Source organism: Paenibacillus sp. RRE4 (genome assembly GCF_031844205.1).
GTDB classification, from domain to species: Bacteria; Bacillota; Bacilli; order Paenibacillales; family Paenibacillaceae; genus Paenibacillus; species Paenibacillus xylanexedens_B.
In genome coordinates this window covers 582,571-599,361 of sequence record NZ_JAUZUT010000001.1, presented here as the reverse complement: position 1 = coordinate 599,361, position 16,791 = coordinate 582,571, and the positions used below count along the sequence as shown (strand labels likewise).

At 47.8% G+C, this 16,791-nt stretch carries 12 protein-coding genes; 7 read left to right on the top strand and 5 right to left on the bottom strand.

Features of this window, described 5'->3' with window-relative positions:
- Nucleotides 1-162: 162 nt before the first annotated feature.
- The 3 genes from Q9R46_RS02670 (at nucleotide 163) to thrS (ending at nucleotide 5,258) form a co-directional block, all read left to right on the top strand.
- On the top strand, nucleotides 163-933 hold the full coding sequence (locus Q9R46_RS02670; RefSeq protein ID WP_311278849.1) for a response regulator transcription factor: 771 nt from the start codon (nucleotides 163-165) through the stop codon (nucleotides 931-933).
- Complete coding sequence (locus Q9R46_RS02665) at nucleotides 930-2,693, top strand: sensor histidine kinase (RefSeq protein WP_311278848.1); 1,764 nt, start codon at nucleotides 930-932, stop codon at nucleotides 2,691-2,693. The genes Q9R46_RS02670 and Q9R46_RS02665 overlap by 4 nt, the downstream gene beginning before the upstream one ends.
- Nucleotides 2,694-3,242: 549 nt before the next feature.
- Nucleotides 3,243-5,258 carry a threonine--tRNA ligase gene (gene thrS / locus Q9R46_RS02660; RefSeq protein ID WP_311278847.1) on the top strand — a complete coding sequence of 672 codons (2,016 nt, stop codon included), beginning with the start codon at nucleotides 3,243-3,245 and terminating at the stop codon, nucleotides 5,256-5,258.
- Nucleotides 5,259-5,264: 6 nt separating this feature from the next.
- Here thrS and Q9R46_RS02655 read toward each other — a convergent pair whose 3' ends face one another.
- Complete coding sequence (locus tag Q9R46_RS02655) at nucleotides 5,265-6,128, bottom strand: SDR family oxidoreductase (RefSeq protein WP_311278846.1); 864 nt, start codon at nucleotides 6,126-6,128, stop codon at nucleotides 5,265-5,267.
- 160 nt (nucleotides 6,129-6,288) lie between these two features.
- Here Q9R46_RS02655 and Q9R46_RS02650 point away from each other — a divergent pair, with 160 nt between their 5' ends.
- Entirely contained in the window at nucleotides 6,289-6,843 is a 555-nt protein-coding gene (locus Q9R46_RS02650) for a hypothetical protein (RefSeq protein ID WP_311278845.1), read from the top strand.
- A 166-nt stretch (nucleotides 6,844-7,009) separates the two neighbouring features.
- On the top strand, nucleotides 7,010-7,744 hold the full coding sequence (locus tag Q9R46_RS02645) for an MBL fold metallo-hydrolase (protein WP_311278844.1): 735 nt from the start codon (nucleotides 7,010-7,012) through the stop codon (nucleotides 7,742-7,744).
- A gap of 942 nt (nucleotides 7,745-8,686) precedes the next feature.
- On the opposite strand, the gene Q9R46_RS02640 is transcribed toward Q9R46_RS02645, so the two are convergent.
- Complete coding sequence (locus tag Q9R46_RS02640; RefSeq protein WP_311278843.1) at nucleotides 8,687-9,895, bottom strand: PQQ-dependent sugar dehydrogenase; 1,209 nt, start codon at nucleotides 9,893-9,895, stop codon at nucleotides 8,687-8,689.
- Nucleotides 9,896-10,425: 530 nt separating this feature from the next.
- Here Q9R46_RS02640 and Q9R46_RS02635 point away from each other — a divergent pair.
- On the top strand, nucleotides 10,426-11,514 hold the full coding sequence (locus Q9R46_RS02635) for a M24 family metallopeptidase (protein ID WP_311278842.1): 1,089 nt from the start codon (nucleotides 10,426-10,428) through the stop codon (nucleotides 11,512-11,514).
- 218 nt (nucleotides 11,515-11,732) lie between these two features.
- Here the strand turns inward: Q9R46_RS02635 and Q9R46_RS02630 are convergent, their stop codons facing one another.
- From Q9R46_RS02630 to Q9R46_RS02620, 3 genes are all read right to left on the bottom strand, one after another.
- A complete protein-coding gene (locus tag Q9R46_RS02630) occupies nucleotides 11,733-12,086 on the bottom strand; it encodes a hypothetical protein (RefSeq protein WP_311278841.1) in 354 nt (117 codons plus the stop codon).
- 140 nt (nucleotides 12,087-12,226) lie between these two features.
- Nucleotides 12,227-12,934: a queuosine precursor transporter gene (locus tag Q9R46_RS02625; RefSeq protein ID WP_145333458.1), complete on the bottom strand. Its 708-nt coding sequence runs from the start codon at nucleotides 12,932-12,934 to the stop codon at nucleotides 12,227-12,229.
- Nucleotides 12,935-13,318: 384 nt separating this feature from the next.
- Nucleotides 13,319-14,716: an L-cystine transporter gene (locus Q9R46_RS02620; RefSeq protein ID WP_145333457.1), complete on the bottom strand. Its 1,398-nt coding sequence runs from the start codon at nucleotides 14,714-14,716 to the stop codon at nucleotides 13,319-13,321.
- A 349-nt stretch (nucleotides 14,717-15,065) separates the two neighbouring features.
- Between Q9R46_RS02620 and Q9R46_RS02615 the strand changes: the two genes are divergently transcribed.
- Entirely contained in the window at nucleotides 15,066-16,766 is a 1,701-nt protein-coding gene (locus Q9R46_RS02615; protein ID WP_311278840.1) for a methyl-accepting chemotaxis protein, read from the top strand.
- Nucleotides 16,767-16,791: the final 25 nt, after the last annotated feature.

Below are 16,791 nucleotides of genomic sequence, written 5' to 3'. Positions count from 1 at the left end.
TATGGTTGGTCTAACCTTCACTTACATCTAGTTAAACTATCGCCTTACTTTAAGCTTCATAATTAAGCTTCTGTTAAGGCAACCTATCTTCCAATTGGTCTCAAGAATGTTATGATGGGCAATATACAAGAAAGTGAGTTAAGAGGAGGTCAGCATTACATCATGGATCATGTCTCACTACTGCTTGTGGATGATGAACAAGCGATTCTACATATGCTCAAAACCGTACTGCTCAAAGAGCAGTTTCTCGATATCGATACGGTAACTACAGGTGAAGCCGCGCTCGAAGCATGCAGCAACAAAACGTATCATTGCATCGTGCTTGATATTATGCTTCCAGGGAAAAGCGGCTTGGAAATCTGTCCTTTTATACGGCAGGTCACGGACGCCCCTATTCTGTTTCTAACCGCCAAAACAACGGACTATGACAAACTGACCGGATTTGCGGTTGGCGGCGATGATTATGTCGTCAAACCGTTCAACCCGCTGGAAGTCGTTGCAAGAATCAAATCGTTGCTGAATCGTTATTTGCCTTCCAAGGCGACAGCTTTTCAACAGCAACAACAAAATGGCTCATCACACGTAAATACGCCATCTAACGACCTTTCGCAAGGTCTATATGATTTTGGACGATTTCAGGTATTTGAACTGGCAGGAGAACTCCGCGTTCAGGGGCAGGCTGTAACCTGTCCGGCACTGGTGTTCCAGCTGCTGCTCTTTTTTTGCAAACATCCGAACCGAATCTTCACCAAGTCTGAACTGTACGAACGCGTGTGGGGCTCAGAGGCAATTAGCGACGACAACACGGTTATGGTGCATATCCATCGCATTCGGGAACGCATTGAAGCGGACCCTTCCAATCCGGCATTTCTCGTTAATGTGCGCGGCTTGGGGTACAAACTGATCCAGCCTAACAACCTGTCACGGTCATGAGTATTCGCCGCAAGTTATTGACTCGATTCATCGGTATGCTAACTGGCACCGTGATTCTGATTATTTTGCTAGGATCACTTGCTACCATCTGGGTTTTGCATAAAGTGAATGAAGTGAATATTGTAGATGACTTTGCAGTTAACGGCTTGGATCAACTCATTAATTCAGCGGAGATCATGCCGGATAACACGATACGATACGATCCCGATCTGCTCAAGCAAGTGGATAAAAATCATGGCTGGCTTCAGGTTCTAGATGAAAAGGGCTATGTCATCGACGATTATCATGTCCCTTCCGATGTACCAGACCACTACAAACCAGGAGAATTGATCGCCTACTGGGAAGCTAATAAACCATTTCCCTACCAGCTATCTATGCTGATCCGGGAAAAGGACGGGAAAAATTTTACGTTATTATACGGAGAGCGAAATGCGGCCAAATCCTTACTTGATGAAATCCGTCCAAAGCTGTCGTATGAGAAGGGCAAACTGACTGTGAAACCAGCGGAGCAAGAAACGATTCGCAAAGCAGATGGCTACATTCAGATCCTTGATCCCTATGGAAAAGAAATCGACTCTTATAACAAGCCGGCCGTAGGCGTGCCCAGCCAATACAGTATTCAGGATCTCGTTCTTCAGGTCCGTTACCCGAATCGCTCAGGTATATCGGTCACCACATGGTACGATAACCAAAACGAAACGACCTGGATGGTAAGTGTACGGATGGATTCAACTGTCGTTGAGAAACAGAATCCGTACGCTTTTATTCTTGAACCTGCGCTCATCGTCTTGATCTTGTCCATCATTGCGCTGCTGATTTTACTTGCCTTATGGTACGCTAATCGATTCGGCGCCCCGATGCTGCACATGCTCCAGTGGTTGCAGCGACTCGAGCAAGGGCAATATGAGGAACCAACCGGAGCATCAGGTATTCCGCGGAGCCAACGCCGCAATGGAAAATGGAAGCGTAAATATCATGTGTATGGCGATGTACTTCACTCCATGCAAGCTTTGTCCCATACACTCAAGCAGGATGAGGAACTACGGAAACAAACGGATTCCCTTCGAGAGGAATGGATTGCTGGCATCACACACGACCTCAAGACACCTCTTTCCTCCATTCAGGGATACGCGCATATGCTGGAAACGGACAAATACACCTGGACGACTGATGAAGTTCGAGAATTCGCAGGCATCATGATCGACAAATCCATGTATATGGACAGACTTGTGAATGATCTTGCGATGACCTATCGGCTGCGGAGCGGAGGATATCAACCTGAGGTTGAACGAACTGACGTAAATACGCTACTTCGTGATATGGTGCAGCGAGCCGAGCGCAACCCTGCGTACGGTGAAGGACGTATTGTTTTTCAATCTGCAGACACACCTGTCTATGGTCTAGTACACGTTCCTTCTTTTGAACGGATTGTTGATAATCTCACCGCTAATGCTCTGCTGCACAACCCACCCGAGTCTGTTCTCGTTGTTCGTGTAGAAGCCGGTGAACGTGACGGTGAATTTACAATCGAGTTTGCCGATAATGGGCGAGGCATGAGTCCGGAGACCGTGTGGAAGCTATTTGAACGCTATTACCGTGGTACGGATACGGGAACGAGTGACGTGGGATCAGGACTTGGCATGGCGGTTACGAGAGGCTTAATCGAGGCAATGAAAGGTCGAATTGAAGTGTCATCTACACCTGGCGAAGGAACAACGATTCGATTGATCTGGATGCAAAGCGCAAAAGAAACGGGCTAGCCCGCATTCGAACATTCCACTTGACCTTTCCATTTTCAGTCTATATAATCGACTCTCAAGTAACACCTGTTCCCTTTATCAAAATAAATTCTGCATACTACAGGATCAACGTATCTGAAATTGACTTGTGTTATTCAGTTCGTTGCATCCTTCATATTTAGCGATGACCAGAGACATGATTTGGATTGCGTGCTGCCCAGAGAGAGAAGGGATTGGTGAAACCTTCTTCAGCGAACGAATCCAGGTTACCCCTCTGTAGCCGTGGTCTCGAACCTCCGACAATGTACAGATAATGCGTGGATCATCTAAATAAATGATTTCAATCGATGATCTTGCAAGATGGTTACATGTACGGTCAGTAGAGTTCACCGCCTGATCCCCGTTAACGGATTCCAATGAGGGTTATGATGGTTCTGTTTGCGGCGGCTGGCCGAGAGCAGAATGCAACATAACCAAATTAGGGTGGAACCACGAGCCAAGCGCACTCGTCCCTTCTCCGGGACGGGTGTTTTTTGCGCTTCCAACACAAAATACAGGAGAGTGGTTCACATGAGTCAAAATAAACAACAGGCGTTTGAAAACAACCAAAAATTCTTGGATGACCCGCACGTAGCAGCATCGGATTCGTTGATTGAAGAAGGGATTGCAGTCCGGTTGCAGGGTGGTGCTGCACGTAGTTACAAAGCAGGCATCACTGTCGGCGAAGTTGCCTCTTCAATCAGCACAAGTCTTGGCAAACAGGCGATCGGCGGGATCGTGAATGGACAGAATGTCGATCTGAGCGAAAAACTGGAGCAGGACTGCGAACTCATCATCGTTACACTGGATAGCGAGGAAGGTCTGCAGAGGTATCGTCATAGCACAGCACATGTGCTGGCACAGGCACTGAAACGTTTGTATGGCGCGGACCACGTGAAGCTGGGGATTGGACCGGTCATTGAAGATGGATTTTACTATGATATTGATCTGGAGCAGTCCCTGTCCATTAGTGATCTGGAAGCCATCGAGCGGGAAATGAACAAGATTATTCAGGAAAATCTTCCAATCCACCGCAAGGTGGTTAGCCGTGGGCAAGCTTTGGACATATTCGAAGCCATCCAAGACCCTTACAAATTGGAGCTTATCCGTGATCTGCCGGAAGACGCCGAACTTTCAATTTATGAGCAGGGTGAGTTTTTCGACTTGTGCCGCGGCCCTCATCTTCCATCCACTGGCCTTATCAAAGCATTTAAACTGCTGCATGTGGCAGGGGCCTACTGGCGCGGAAATTCCGACAACAAAATGATGCAACGCATCTATGGCACTGCTTTTCCAAACAAAGCCCGGTTGCAGGAACACCTTCACATGCTGGAAGAGGCGAAAAAGCGGGATCACCGCAAGCTCGGCAAAGAGCTGGAGCTGTTTATGTTCTCTGAGGAAGCCCCTGGCATGCCCTTCTATCTGCCCAAAGGCATGACTGTTCGTACAGCGTTGGAGCAATTTTCACGGGAGTTACAACTTCAGGAAGGATATCAGGAGGTTCGTACTCCGCTGATGATGAACAACCGCCTGTGGGAACAGTCGGGTCACTGGGAGCACTACAAGGATAACATGTACTTTGCGGACGTGGATGACGCTACTTTTGCCTTAAAACCGATGAATTGCCCCGGACATATGCTGATTTTTAAAAACACACTGCATTCCTATCGCGAATTGCCGATTCGCATAATGGAATTCGGTCAGGTTCACCGTCATGAATTTTCAGGAGCACTGAATGGCATGATGCGCGTGCGGACGTTCTGTCAGGACGATGCCCATCTCTATGTGATGCCTGAACAGATCGAAGACGAGATTAACCGGGCGATCTCCCTGATTGGACGGATGTACGACATTTTTGGATTCGATTATAAAATCGAGCTCTCCACACGCCCCGAAGATTCCATGGGCTCCGAAGAATTGTGGGATCAGGCGGAACAGGCGTTACGGAATGTCTTAGACGCCCGCGGTGTGGAATATCGCATTAACGAAGGCGACGGCGCCTTTTACGGGCCGAAGATTGATTTTCATATTCTTGATGCGCTGAAGCGAAGCTGGCAGTGCGGAACGATCCAGCTTGATTTTCAGATGCCGGAGAAATTCGATCTTACTTATATCGGTGAAGGGGGTCTTAAACATCGCCCAGTCGTGATTCATAGAGCTATTTATGGCTCCATTGACCGTTTCATCGGCATTTTGACTGAGCACTATGCAGGTGCGTTCCCACTCTGGCTGGCTCCTGTACAGGTCAAGCTGATTCCGGTATCGGATCATTATGCCGACTATGCACTTGAGGTGCAGAGCCAGTTGCGGGCAGCAGGTATCCGTGTAGAAACAGATTTACGCAATGAGAAGCTTGGTTACAAGATTCGGGAAGCACAGATGGAAAAGGTCCCTTATTCGCTCGTACTTGGTGAACAAGAGAAAAATGCCTCATCCGCCTCTGTCCGTGCATACGGTCAGGGAGATCAAGGCATGCAACACATCGATGCTTTTGTCCAGATGCTTCAGCACGCGGTGATGAATAAGATTGTGCTCAGACAGTTATAAGAGAGGTTATAACCTCTCTTCAGGTTGCAAACCAACTTGATCTTCGCTCCACGTCCATAACTGCTCGGCGGCCGCATCATCCAAAGCATGGTCTTTCAAGCGTTGCTCCTTCTGCTGATAGAAATACCGCCCAGTCACTCCAGTGACATCTGGACTTGTCGCCAAGTAGATCGCTGTCCGTGCCCCTTCCTCCGGTGTCAGGAAAAAAGGCAGCTTGGCCGCAAGTGCCATAATGCGGGTGCCGAATCCGGTATTGCGATCCACTCCGATGCTGGTTCCTACTGCACCTGGATGTAAACAGTTCGCCGTAACGGAAGTTCCCGCGAGTTTACGAGCAAGCGCCCGTGTAAAAAATACGTTAGCCAGCTTGGATTGGGCGTAACTTTTGATCGGGTTATAGCCTTTTCGCAAATGTGGATCATCAAAATGAATCTTACCGGCTTTGTATGCTCCAGACGATACATTTACAATTCGGCCCTGTTTAGCCGCTTTCAGTGGTTCAATGAGAAGCAACGTAAGCAAAAAGTGACCCAGGTGATTAATGCCAATGCTTTGCTCGAAGCCATCCGACGTTTCTTTGCGCTTCACCATCACGACCCCTGCATTATTCACCAGTACATCCAGGTGATCATAGCGCTCGCGGTACTTGCGTGCAAACTGGCGGATGCTGTCCAGCGAACCGAGATCACACAGCATCAATTCGATACTGTTAGATCCGGACTGGCGCAAGGCTTGTTCAAGTGCCTCTTGTCCTCGCTTTTCGCTGCGGCAAGCCATAATGACGTGATACCCTTGTTTTGCAAGTTCAATGGTGGTTGCCAGCCCCATACCCGAGTTGGCTCCTGTAACGATGGCTGTCTGAATGGACATGAGGTGTCCTTCCCTTCTGAACCGGAGGTTCCGTAAATTATTTTGACGCTAAGGCATTATGTTCCAGAATATGAGATAATGAAGCGATCACCTGATCAGCAACATTCATGATTAGATCATGCTCCATACACATCTCGGTACCCATGGGAGGACAAGTCGTATGCTAACCCAAGAGGATTTCAAACACGTCAAGAAACTCGCCAAGCTTGAGATCAAACTGCTGGAACAGGAATATCGTGATATTCTGAACCATGACGATTCCTCAATATATGAAGAATACGAATGGCTACACGAAGAACAGTCAAGCGAGCTTACCCGCAAACGCAAAAACCGGAGATACGCATCGCTAACTGTGGAGTTATGCTCTATTATGGAACAGATGTTATTACAGCTTTACAAACGTACGTATCAGAAAAAGTTTAATTCGACCCAGCTCATGAAAACTCCTGCTTACCGGGCACGCTCCAACATGGAGATGCTGGAGTCCGAACTGGGCAAGCAACATATTGCCTTGAAAGCCGGCAAAGAGCCATGCAGCACAGCGCTCCATCAGGCGTTCCAGACAAGGAACAGACTGATTCACGAGAACTTCTCGTTCGCAGCCATTGTGAAGGACGGTAGCAACGAGGAAGAAACGTTCGAAACGATTTTACATGCGGTGAAAAAATACAGGAAACATCTGAGCTATGAACCGAACGTTCAGAATAAGGAGTAAGTACGTGATTACGTGATTAAATAATGAAGTAATTACTTACGCGTTTCTTGATGCAAAATGGGGAAATAAACAAGGTACAAGGTACAAGGTATAAGCCGAGTTTACTGTCCATTATTAAAAATAAAACCATATAAGGAGGTGCTCCGGACACATATCCGGATATTTTATGAGCCAACCTATACCATCCATCACAGTGCTAACACTCAACATACCAGCCCCTACGGGCAACAGCCCTATTCATCCTGTGCTTCTTCATGACGAGGACGGATACACATTAGTAGACACGGGCATGATCGGCCAATTTGCCGAGTTACAATCTACGCTCGAAGAGTTGAACGTCCCTCTCTCCGAGATTAAACGTGTGATTGTCACACATCAGGATATCGATCATATAGGTAATCTCGGTGCTCTGCTGGATGCTATTCCAGACCTTGAAGTTTGGGCTCATGCAGATGAAATTCCTTATTTGACAGGTGCAAAACCTCTGATCAAATTCACGCCGGAACGCCGCGCCATGCTACCTGCTCCTGTACTTGCTCTGGCAGATCAATTGTTGATGCAACTACCTGAGATCAACATCAGCAGAACACTTGCGGACGGCGAAATCCTTCCGCTCCAAGGCGGAACACAAGTCATTCATACACCAGGACATACGCCAGGCCATCTGTGTTTTTATTTTAGCGAGCAACAGTTCCTGCTTGCTGCCGATGAACTGCGCGTCGTTGACGATGAACTGGTCGGCCCAGCACCACCAGCAACGCCAGACATGCCCGAAGCACTTCGCAGTCTGAAGAAATTGACCGGCCTGAACGTAGATAAAGTTCTCTGCTACCATGGCGGAGAATATACAAAGGAGCCTGCAAAGCGCATCGCCGAACTGGCTGAGAATTCCGAAGCTTAGGTGTAAGATTACAGTTTGTGCACGCGACGCTCTGGAGGTTAAAGCTTATAAATATTGGGCGGATAACAACAAATAGCATTGGAGTCACATAAATCCTTCTCACCGTGTACATGGGTAGACAGACTCTGAAGCTGGTTTATGCTTTCCCTCGTAGCTCTAACTAAATTCCATAACTAGATTGCCTGTAATTCAAAAGCTGTTCCTCGTCTGTATACTGGCGGGGACAGCTTTTTTTGACTTATATCGCGATGGATGCGTCTGTAAACTAACAAAGCAGAGCAATATCGAGCGAATACGCGGAGCCCTCCACCTGCCAGCGATCGCGTATCTACCATTGGATGAGTATTTACCTTCTAGCTACTCAATGCTCCGAGTCCGCAAAATTCTAACGATCACCAGAAGCATTATTGGGCCTGATTCGCCACGTTTTATTTTCTAACGATCACCAGAGAGCTTATTTACTCTGATTAGTGATGATTCGCCCCTATTGTGCGCATTTTCAGCAAAATAGCGTCTGTGGGGATCGTTAGAATTCTCAAACCCTCAAAAACCGCCGAATAAGCTCGTCTGTGATCGTTAGAATAAAAGTCGGAGCGAGTACCCTTACACCGCGTTTAGCAGTCTGCAAAACCTCAGCCTTTCCCCGTCCCCCTGTGACGTCTAACTCCTTACCCTTTACTCCCTTATTCCTTACTCCTTTCTCCTTTCTCCTAACTTCCTAACTTCCTAACTTCCTAACTTCCTAACTTCTTAACTTCTTAACTTCTTAACTTCTTAACTTCTTAACTTCTTAACTTCTTAACTTCTTAACTTCTTAACTTCTTAACTTCTTAACTTCTTAACTTCCAATTATGCACGTTCCCTCATTTCCTCTGTACTCCCTCTACCTGCACTCTCATTTCCCGATCTACCAATCTACCAACCAATCCGGCTGAATAACCGCTACCCTTCCGGAGTAAGCACGATCAGCTTATCATCCCCGTCACGTGGCGAGCCGCGGCCATCGCGATTGTTCGTTAGCACATACAGCTTACCGTCTTCACCGGCGGTGACATTACGTATACGACCCCATTCATCTTCGAAAAAAGGGACCACCTGCTCGACCTTTGTACCGTCTTCGGACAATATAACACGAAGGAGCTGCTCCCCTCTCAGATTCGCAGCCACTAATGAACCCGCCCACGGGCCTTCCGTAATGAAGGCTACACCCGAAGGCGCCCAGGTATCATTCCCGCTATGTGCCAGCGGAGACTGATAGGTTCCGTTATCATCGTCGTCGCCTTCTACTTCGGGCCAGCCATAGTTCTCCCCGGCAACAATCCGGTTAATCTCGTCATGATTGCGCTGACCGTGTTCGGTCGCATAGAGATACCCGTTATCCGGATTCCATGCGAGCCCTTGAGCGTTCCGATGCCCCAGACTATATACGGGTGAATTCGGCCAAGGGTTATCTGACGGGATCGACCCATCGAGACCGATACGCATTATTTTTCCACCAAGGCTATCCCGGTTCTGTGCCAATTCCGGTTCATAACGCTCGCCTGCAGTGATATACATCAGCTGATCCGGGCCGATCTTGATTCGTCCGCCGTTGTGATTCACCCCGCCCGGAATGCCCGATAGCAGTTCCTTGTCGATCACCGCTTTTCCATCCGCCACCTTCAGGCGTAGCACGCGATTGGCAATATCTTGTCCGTCCAGATACGAGTGGTACACATAGAGATAACCGTTGCTCTCAAAGTCCGGATCTGCCTCCAGCCCAAGTAGTCCGCCTTCACCTTCTTCATTAAAAGGTGCCTCGAATTCAATCAGCGGCTCAGATTCCAGCTTTCCATTCGTAATGACTCGGATCACGCCCGGACGCTCGCTAACAAACATCCGCCCATCTGCAACCGTTACGATCTCCCAAGGTGCATTCAATCCCTCCACCAGAACAGAAGTCTGATAGGGAACGACCGCACTCCCTTGCTCTTCACGCTCTCCGGTGCCTGTTTCAGTGTTGCCTCCGGTTGCCGTCTGCCCCTGACCAGCTCCCTCTCCTTGAGACAACCGTTGCGAATCTGACGTCGGTGTGCCGGGAGCACAGGATGCGGTTAACAAAGCCATGCTAAGCAATGAGGCATACAGCGGCACAGTTAATCGATTGTTCATGACGAATTAAACTCCCCTTTCAGCTTCATTGAATTGAGTATAAAAAGCGGATCAGCTTCTCTCCCTCATTTTCGTATGTTGCCTGAAGTCGTGACGCGTCTTATGCGTGAGTCTTGGATTCATGTGTCTGCCTGCCGATTGGTCTGTGTCTCTATGTCTTCTGAATGTATGGCAAGCCTATGTTGTGTCTGTGTGGTGTCTGTGTGGTGTCTGTGCTGCGTCTCGCGAGTGTGTCTGTGTGAGTCTCGTGTTGTATGCCTGTATCGCTCATTTGTGTTACAAGTCTCTATATGTCTAGTATATCTACGTCTCTTCCTTCAGCCAACGTCCCACCTGTAAAGCGGTTTCGCCCTGTATTACCCTTGCCACTCTTCCCCTAAACGGTAAAAACAGGCATTCCTTGGCTTAAAAATCGCTGCCGGTTTAGAATTTATTCAACATCTTCTATAATAGAAGGAGCAGACGCTATAATGTTAAGAAAACACGGTGTATTTAAAAGAGCGTACATATGAAAGGTGGATATATCTACTATGAATCAAACTCCTTTATCCAGACTGGAAGCCGATCTGTCCAAGCAAGGGCTCGACGCCATGCTCATCACAGATCCAAAACATATTTATTATCTGACGGGATATGCAAGCAATCCGCATGAACGTTTTATGGGCCTGATGCTGGCACGCGGCGAAGATCCTTTGCTGATCGTGCCTGCACTGGACGCCGATGCCGCAGCCGCAGCTTCTTCTGTATCCAACATTGCGACACATTCGGACACGGATAATCCCTATGCGCTGTTTGACCGATATCAAGGACGGCTGGGCCGGGTAGGTTTGGAAAAAGAATACGTCACCGTCTCTCGTTACGAGCAACTGAACTCCGCTCTCGGCGGTGCAAGCTTTGAAGATGTTGGTTCGTTGCTACGCGCACTGCGTGTGAACAAAACACCGGAAGAAGTCACTCGTATTCGCCATGCCATCTTCTTAATTGAAGAAACACTACGCCAAGGTCTCACCCATGTACGTGCAGGTGTGACGGAGATCGAGCTGGTCGCCGAGATGGAATATCAGATGAAAAAACTCGGTGCCGATGGTCCCTCCTTTGACACCATGGTGCTGACCGGACCCAAAACCGGGCTACCGCATGGCACGCCTGGAGATCGCAAACTGCAGCACGGGGATTTGCTTATGTTTGATATGGGTGTGTACGCTGGAGGATATGCGTCAGACATTACGCGTACTTTTGCCTTTGGAGATATCTCACCGGAATTGCGGACCATCTATGATACCGTACTCGCCGCCAACGAAGCCGCTATTCAGGTGGTTAAGCCGGGCATTACCTGTGCATCTGTTGACCACGCTGCTCGTCAGGTAACGATTGACGCGGGATACGGTGAGCGTTTTATGCACCGTGTCGGGCATGGACTCGGCATTGATGTACACGAATATCCATCCCTGCATGGAGAGAACATGGACGTGCTTCAGGCCGGAACCGTGTTTACCATTGAACCCGGTATTTACACCGCAGCAGGCGGTGTGCGCATCGAAGACGATGTACTTGTAACCGAGACAGGCATTGAGGTGCTCACAACGTATCCCAAAGAACTGCAAATCCTGATGGACTAAACTGCAAGTAAGTAAGTCAGTGCTTGCAGAACACGACAACTTCAACCGCGATTAACACAAAAAATCCCGCAGCCCATGACAACATGGCTTGCGGGATTTTAACATGCGACGCGTATCAACGTCCCTTAGGTCTCACATACGTCGCGTCTGATTCATATCGATTAGAGGGCTACTCTACAAAAGGCGTACATTTGTACTGACTGCTTAATCCATCTTCGTTAGCCCATTTCATGGGTTATATCCTGCCAATCCTCCAGTTCAGGCAACTCCTGTTTCCCCCAGTAATCCAAAAACCACTGAATCACCTTGGTTGTATCTGCCGTGGTGTAACTGTAATGCCGAAATCCGCTTTCACCTTCCTGCAAACGGGTCTCTACCACCATTTGACCTGGTTCCTCAAGCGAAGCAGCCTGCAAATACATACTTCCCTCTACCCGTTCTGACGGTTGCAGAACGACAAAATCATGCAATTCCAGATCCGTAATCAAGTCCACAAATACCGAGGCATTAAGACTCTCGTTGTCGTAGGTTGTGCCATTGCTCTCCAGTTTGTAACGCAGTGTGGAATACATGCTCAATCCCCCTTATCGTAGACGTATAATATCAGGAAACAAATCTCTATAAATTATCCCCCTGCAGCGTCATATTGCAACTGGCTCCGCAGAGGGATTTGAAGTGGCAATCCTATTTCAACCATCAAATGTTACACGACTCAGTTCGACGCCTTGTTTGATTCATACGCCTCATCTTCAAATTTAAAGTTACGCGCGGCATACAAAAACGGTGTTCCTACCGCAGTCAGCACAAACTTGATCAGGTAGGTCGTCAGGAAAATTTCCAGCCACACATCCCATGGATAGATAAACACAAAGGCAACCGTGCAGAAGACGAGCGTATCCACAAAGGAACTGATAATCGAGCTACCGTTCGTTCGAATCCAGAGCTGATTACGTCCTGGTGCGATTTTGCGTAGCCAACTGAACAAACGCACATCCAGAAACTGACTGATGAAATATGCAGACAGACTGCCGAGTGCCAGGCGTGGCAACAGTCCGAATAATTTTTCCATGGATTCTTGTGCAAAGTCCGTCGGTGCCGCATTAAAGAATAACACCATCTGCATCAGAACGGTTGTCATGATCAAAGTGAAAAATCCAAACCATACCGCCTTCCGTGCCTCACCCGCCCCGTACTTCTCATTGAGAAGGTCACTGGTCAGATACATGCTGACGTACATCGTGTTACCCAGCGTCAAGACAATCCCCATAATGTCTATCGTTTTGGTTACCTGAATGTTGGCAATGACCGTGGCGACACCGATCCAGGCATACAGACCTTTTTTGCCGAACAGACGATAACATAGAAGAAAAAATCCATACGTCACGAGAACGAATAACGCTCCCCAAACCAAATTAAACATGAATACATACACTGCCTTCCTAGTTTTGATTACGCGGGATGGTTACGAACCGCGGTTTGGCCCAGCGCCAAAACATGAATAACTCTATCATATTTCCACAACATTGAACAGCACTAAATCCCTCCAGCGTTGCATAACACCGTTAGCCCAACATACATGTATCCTCACCCGCTCTGTACCCCACCCTGACCCTATCTCCTTTTGTATTGAAAAAAAGACTCCCACCACTCGTGTCCCATCTGCACATTCAAGTGTAATCTCACACGCAAAAGCCGCCCTCCGGAATGTCTCCGAAGGACGGCCTTGCATCCACTCTATTGCAGCTCGCTTTGCGCACGCTGCATCACCAAGTTCACAAGCTGTGCGGCATAAGCTTCGCCCAGTTTACGCGTGAGCAGCAGAATCCAGCTCACGGCTTTGATCATTAAACGTGTCCCGATCGTTTTCTTTCAAAATTTTGCTTGTCAGCAGTCCGGATGTCATGGACCCATTCACGTTAAGCGCTGTACGACCCATGTCGATCAACGGCTCAACGGAAATCAACAGTCCAACGAGAGCCACAGGCAAATTCAATGTGGACAAGACGATCAGGGAGGCGAAGGTTGCCCCGCCGCCGACGCCGGCTACACCGAACGAACTGATCATAACTACGAGGATCAACGTCACGATGAAGTCCCAGCTCAGCGGGTCGATTCCGACCGTCGGAGCAATCATGACCGCCAGCATGGCCGGATATACACCGGCGCAGCCGTTTTGCCCAATCGTCGCCCCGAAGCTTGCAGACAGGTTCGCGATCCCGTCGGATACGCCGAGTTTCTTCGTCTGTGTCTCCACGTTCAGCGGAATCGCTGCCGCGCTTGAACGGGATGTAAAAGCAAATACCAGCGTTGGCAGTACTTTTTTCAGATACGTAACCGGGTTAAATCCGGACAGGGTAATGATAATCAGGTGAATGATAAACATGACAGCAAGTGCCACGTAAGACGCAATGACGAATTTAATGAGCTTCAAGATCTCTTCTGCATTGGTGGTCGCCGTTACTTTCGTAATGAGCGCCAAAATCCCGTAAGGGGTAAGCCTCAGTACCAGCGTGACAATCCGCATCACCACTGCGTAGACGGCATTCACCATGCCACGGAACGTTTCCGCCTGTTGCGGCTTTTTACGATCCAGTCCCAGTACAGCCACACCGATAAAGGCTGAGAAAATAACAACTGCCAGAGTAGACGTACGGCGTTCACCCGTCATATCCGCAAATGGATTGGAAGGAATGAACTCGAGCACCTGCTGTGGAATCGTCTGATCCTTCACATCGGCCAAACGTTCCTCTACCTTCTGGATTTGAGCATTTTCCCGATCTCCGCCTTGAATCTCAATGGAAGTCAGGTTGAAGCCCAAGCTTGTTGCAATGCTGACTCCAGCAGCAATCGCTGTTGTAATGAGCAAAATAGCGATGATGGAGAAACTCATCTTGCCCAGGTTTTGCTTGCCTTTCAGATTCATGATCGCCGAGATAATCGACACCATGATGAGTGGAATAACTACCATTTGCAACAAACGAACATATCCTGAACCGACCAGATTAAACCAATCGACTGACTTCGTAATCACATCCGAACCCGATGTATAGATCAATTGCAGCATAACACCATACACAACACCCATACCTAGACCCGCAAATACACGTTTCGTAAACGAGATGTGTTTCTTTTGCATCCAATAGAGAACACCCAGCAGCGCCAGCATGACCACTACATTCACAATTAATAGAAATGTATTCATTACCTTTGTTCCTCCTCAGACATGTATCATCGGTTTTGAACCGATTTTTCTATTTTTATTTAGCCTTCAAATGCGACAATGAACAATATAACACATATCAAACTATTCTGGTAGGTATTAATTGATATTATGTAATATCCATGTTAATCATTCTGGATCAATGAAAATAATTATGCAGTTTTATGAAAATTCTGCTATTCAACCCGCGGTTAATTTTGTAAAATGGGTATATCCGCTTATTCGAGGGTTTCGCAAACATAAAAAATAGGTCTTTCTTCGTTAGTAAAAAAGGCCATAGAGAACGGAATAAGGGACAATGTTATTGAAGATGACGTGAAAGGGTGATTCTATGTTTCGCAAACGCACCGTTGCTGGAAAAATCAGGGGCACGTTATTCCTAGTGTTGTTGGTCGCCTCCCTGTTGTTCAGTATCAGTTTTTATGCCGTATCCATGAATATTATTCAAAGTTACGTGCTACCTCAGTTCGACAAAGTTCTGAATACGTCCATTCAGGATATTTACAAAAATACATCTTCATCGAAACTTTTGCAGATCCAAAGTGGCGGTGCAGGCGCTGAAGGAGCGGCCATGACGGTCGGATCCTACCTGGCTGATCAATCCAAAGAACATAGCCTGGATGGAGCTTATGTCATTGCCGTGCAGGATGGTAAAGCCACCGTTGTTGTGGCTAGCATCAACTCCAAGCTCAAGGCGGGAGATGCTATTGATGTAGAATCCGCTATGCTTGAAGCAAGTGAGAAAAAACAAGCGGTCATCAGCCCGGTTTTCTCTGATTCTTATGGTGTACATAAAGCAGCGTTTATGCCGATTGCCGGAAGCAATATGCTCATGGCCGTCAGCATGGATGCCAAGTTTGTTCAAGATAAAATTGCCCAAATTTTCTGGCTGTGCCTCGGTATTACAGCGTTAGTATTTGTCCTTGGCTGGCTCATCTCTACAAGTATGATCAAAAGAGTCACGAAACCAATCATTAAACTCGTAGAACATAGTAAACGAATCTCTCAAGGTGACCTTACTGCTGAACTCCAGATTAAAGGCAAGGATGAGATCGCTCAACTGGCTTCCAGCTTCCAGACGATGACGCATAATCTTAAAGAAATGATTAGCCGTGCCCTAACTACCTCCAATGAGGTCGTTGTGGGTTCCAATGACTTGCTTGAGCGTGTAGAGTCCATGTCCGGTATGGTACAGAACTCCAGCCATGCTGCCGAAGAAGCTGGAAAAGGCAGCGTAAGTATTGCTTCCAGTGCATCCGAGAACGCAAGAGCGATGGAAGAGATTACCCAAGGAATTATGCATATCGCCTCTTCTGCCGCCGAAGTATCCGAACAAATCAATGAAGCTGCAACAGAGGCGCTTAACGGCAATCAACTGGCACAAAACGCAGTGAATCAGATGGAACTTGTCGGACAGACTGCTAGGGAATCGCTACGTTATATTGAAACGATGAATGAACGGTCCGTTGCGATCGGTACGATCGTCACTTCTATTTTTGAAATTACGAAACAGATTAACATGCTCTCTCTTAATGCTTCCATTGAAGCGGCCCGTGCCGGTGAACACGGACGAGGCTTCGCCGTAGTTGCTGGAGAAGTCCGCAAGCTGGCGGAACAATCCAAGACAGCCACCGAAGAAATTGCAGATTATCTCGGTACGATTCGTGAAGACGCCGAACGTTCCGTAAGTGCGATGAGCCGGGTAACGCAAGAAATTGGTTCTGGAACTGCTGTCGTACAGCAAGCAGGTTCAGCCTTCCAGCAACTCAATGAATTGATCCAGAATGTCAATCTCACCATTCAAACCGTCTCTTCCTCCACACAACAGGTTTCTGCAGGTGCAGAAGAAGTCAGTGCTTCGGTGGAAGAAACAGCACAGATTACATCCAAGTCTCGTGAAAGTATGGAACAGATTGCAGCTAGCTCAGAAATGCAGCTCAGCGAGATGGACTCTCATTCGAGCACGGTGCGCCATCTGCATGAACAGGCTGTCGAGCTGCAAACAGCGATGAAGAAGTTCAAAATCGACTAATGATTGCTTAAGCGTCAATTGAATC

What these genes read in the sequence shown, in the direction of transcription:
- Q9R46_RS02670 (WP_311278849.1), top strand. Translation starts at nt 163, where the DNA reads ATGGATCATGTCTCACTACTGCTTGTGGATGATGAACAAGCGATTCTA.
- Q9R46_RS02665 (WP_311278848.1), top strand. Translation starts at nt 930, where the DNA reads ATGAGTATTCGCCGCAAGTTATTGACTCGATTCATCGGTATGCTAACT.
- thrS (WP_311278847.1), top strand. Translation starts at nt 3,243, where the DNA reads ATGAGTCAAAATAAACAACAGGCGTTTGAAAACAACCAAAAATTCTTG.
- Q9R46_RS02655 (WP_311278846.1), bottom strand. Translation starts at nt 6,128, where the DNA reads ATGTCCATTCAGACAGCCATCGTTACAGGAGCCAACTCGGGTATGGGG.
- Q9R46_RS02650 (WP_311278845.1), top strand. Translation starts at nt 6,289, where the DNA reads ATGCTAACCCAAGAGGATTTCAAACACGTCAAGAAACTCGCCAAGCTT.
- Q9R46_RS02645 (WP_311278844.1), top strand. Translation starts at nt 7,010, where the DNA reads ATGAGCCAACCTATACCATCCATCACAGTGCTAACACTCAACATACCA.
- Q9R46_RS02640 (WP_311278843.1), bottom strand. Translation starts at nt 9,895, where the DNA reads ATGAACAATCGATTAACTGTGCCGCTGTATGCCTCATTGCTTAGCATG.
- Q9R46_RS02635 (WP_311278842.1), top strand. Translation starts at nt 10,426, where the DNA reads ATGAATCAAACTCCTTTATCCAGACTGGAAGCCGATCTGTCCAAGCAA.
- Q9R46_RS02630 (WP_311278841.1), bottom strand. Translation starts at nt 12,086, where the DNA reads ATGTATTCCACACTGCGTTACAAACTGGAGAGCAATGGCACAACCTAC.
- Q9R46_RS02625 (WP_145333458.1), bottom strand. Translation starts at nt 12,934, where the DNA reads ATGTTTAATTTGGTTTGGGGAGCGTTATTCGTTCTCGTGACGTATGGA.
- Q9R46_RS02620 (WP_145333457.1), bottom strand. Translation starts at nt 14,716, where the DNA reads ATGAATACATTTCTATTAATTGTGAATGTAGTGGTCATGCTGGCGCTG.
- Q9R46_RS02615 (WP_311278840.1), top strand. Translation starts at nt 15,066, where the DNA reads ATGTTTCGCAAACGCACCGTTGCTGGAAAAATCAGGGGCACGTTATTC.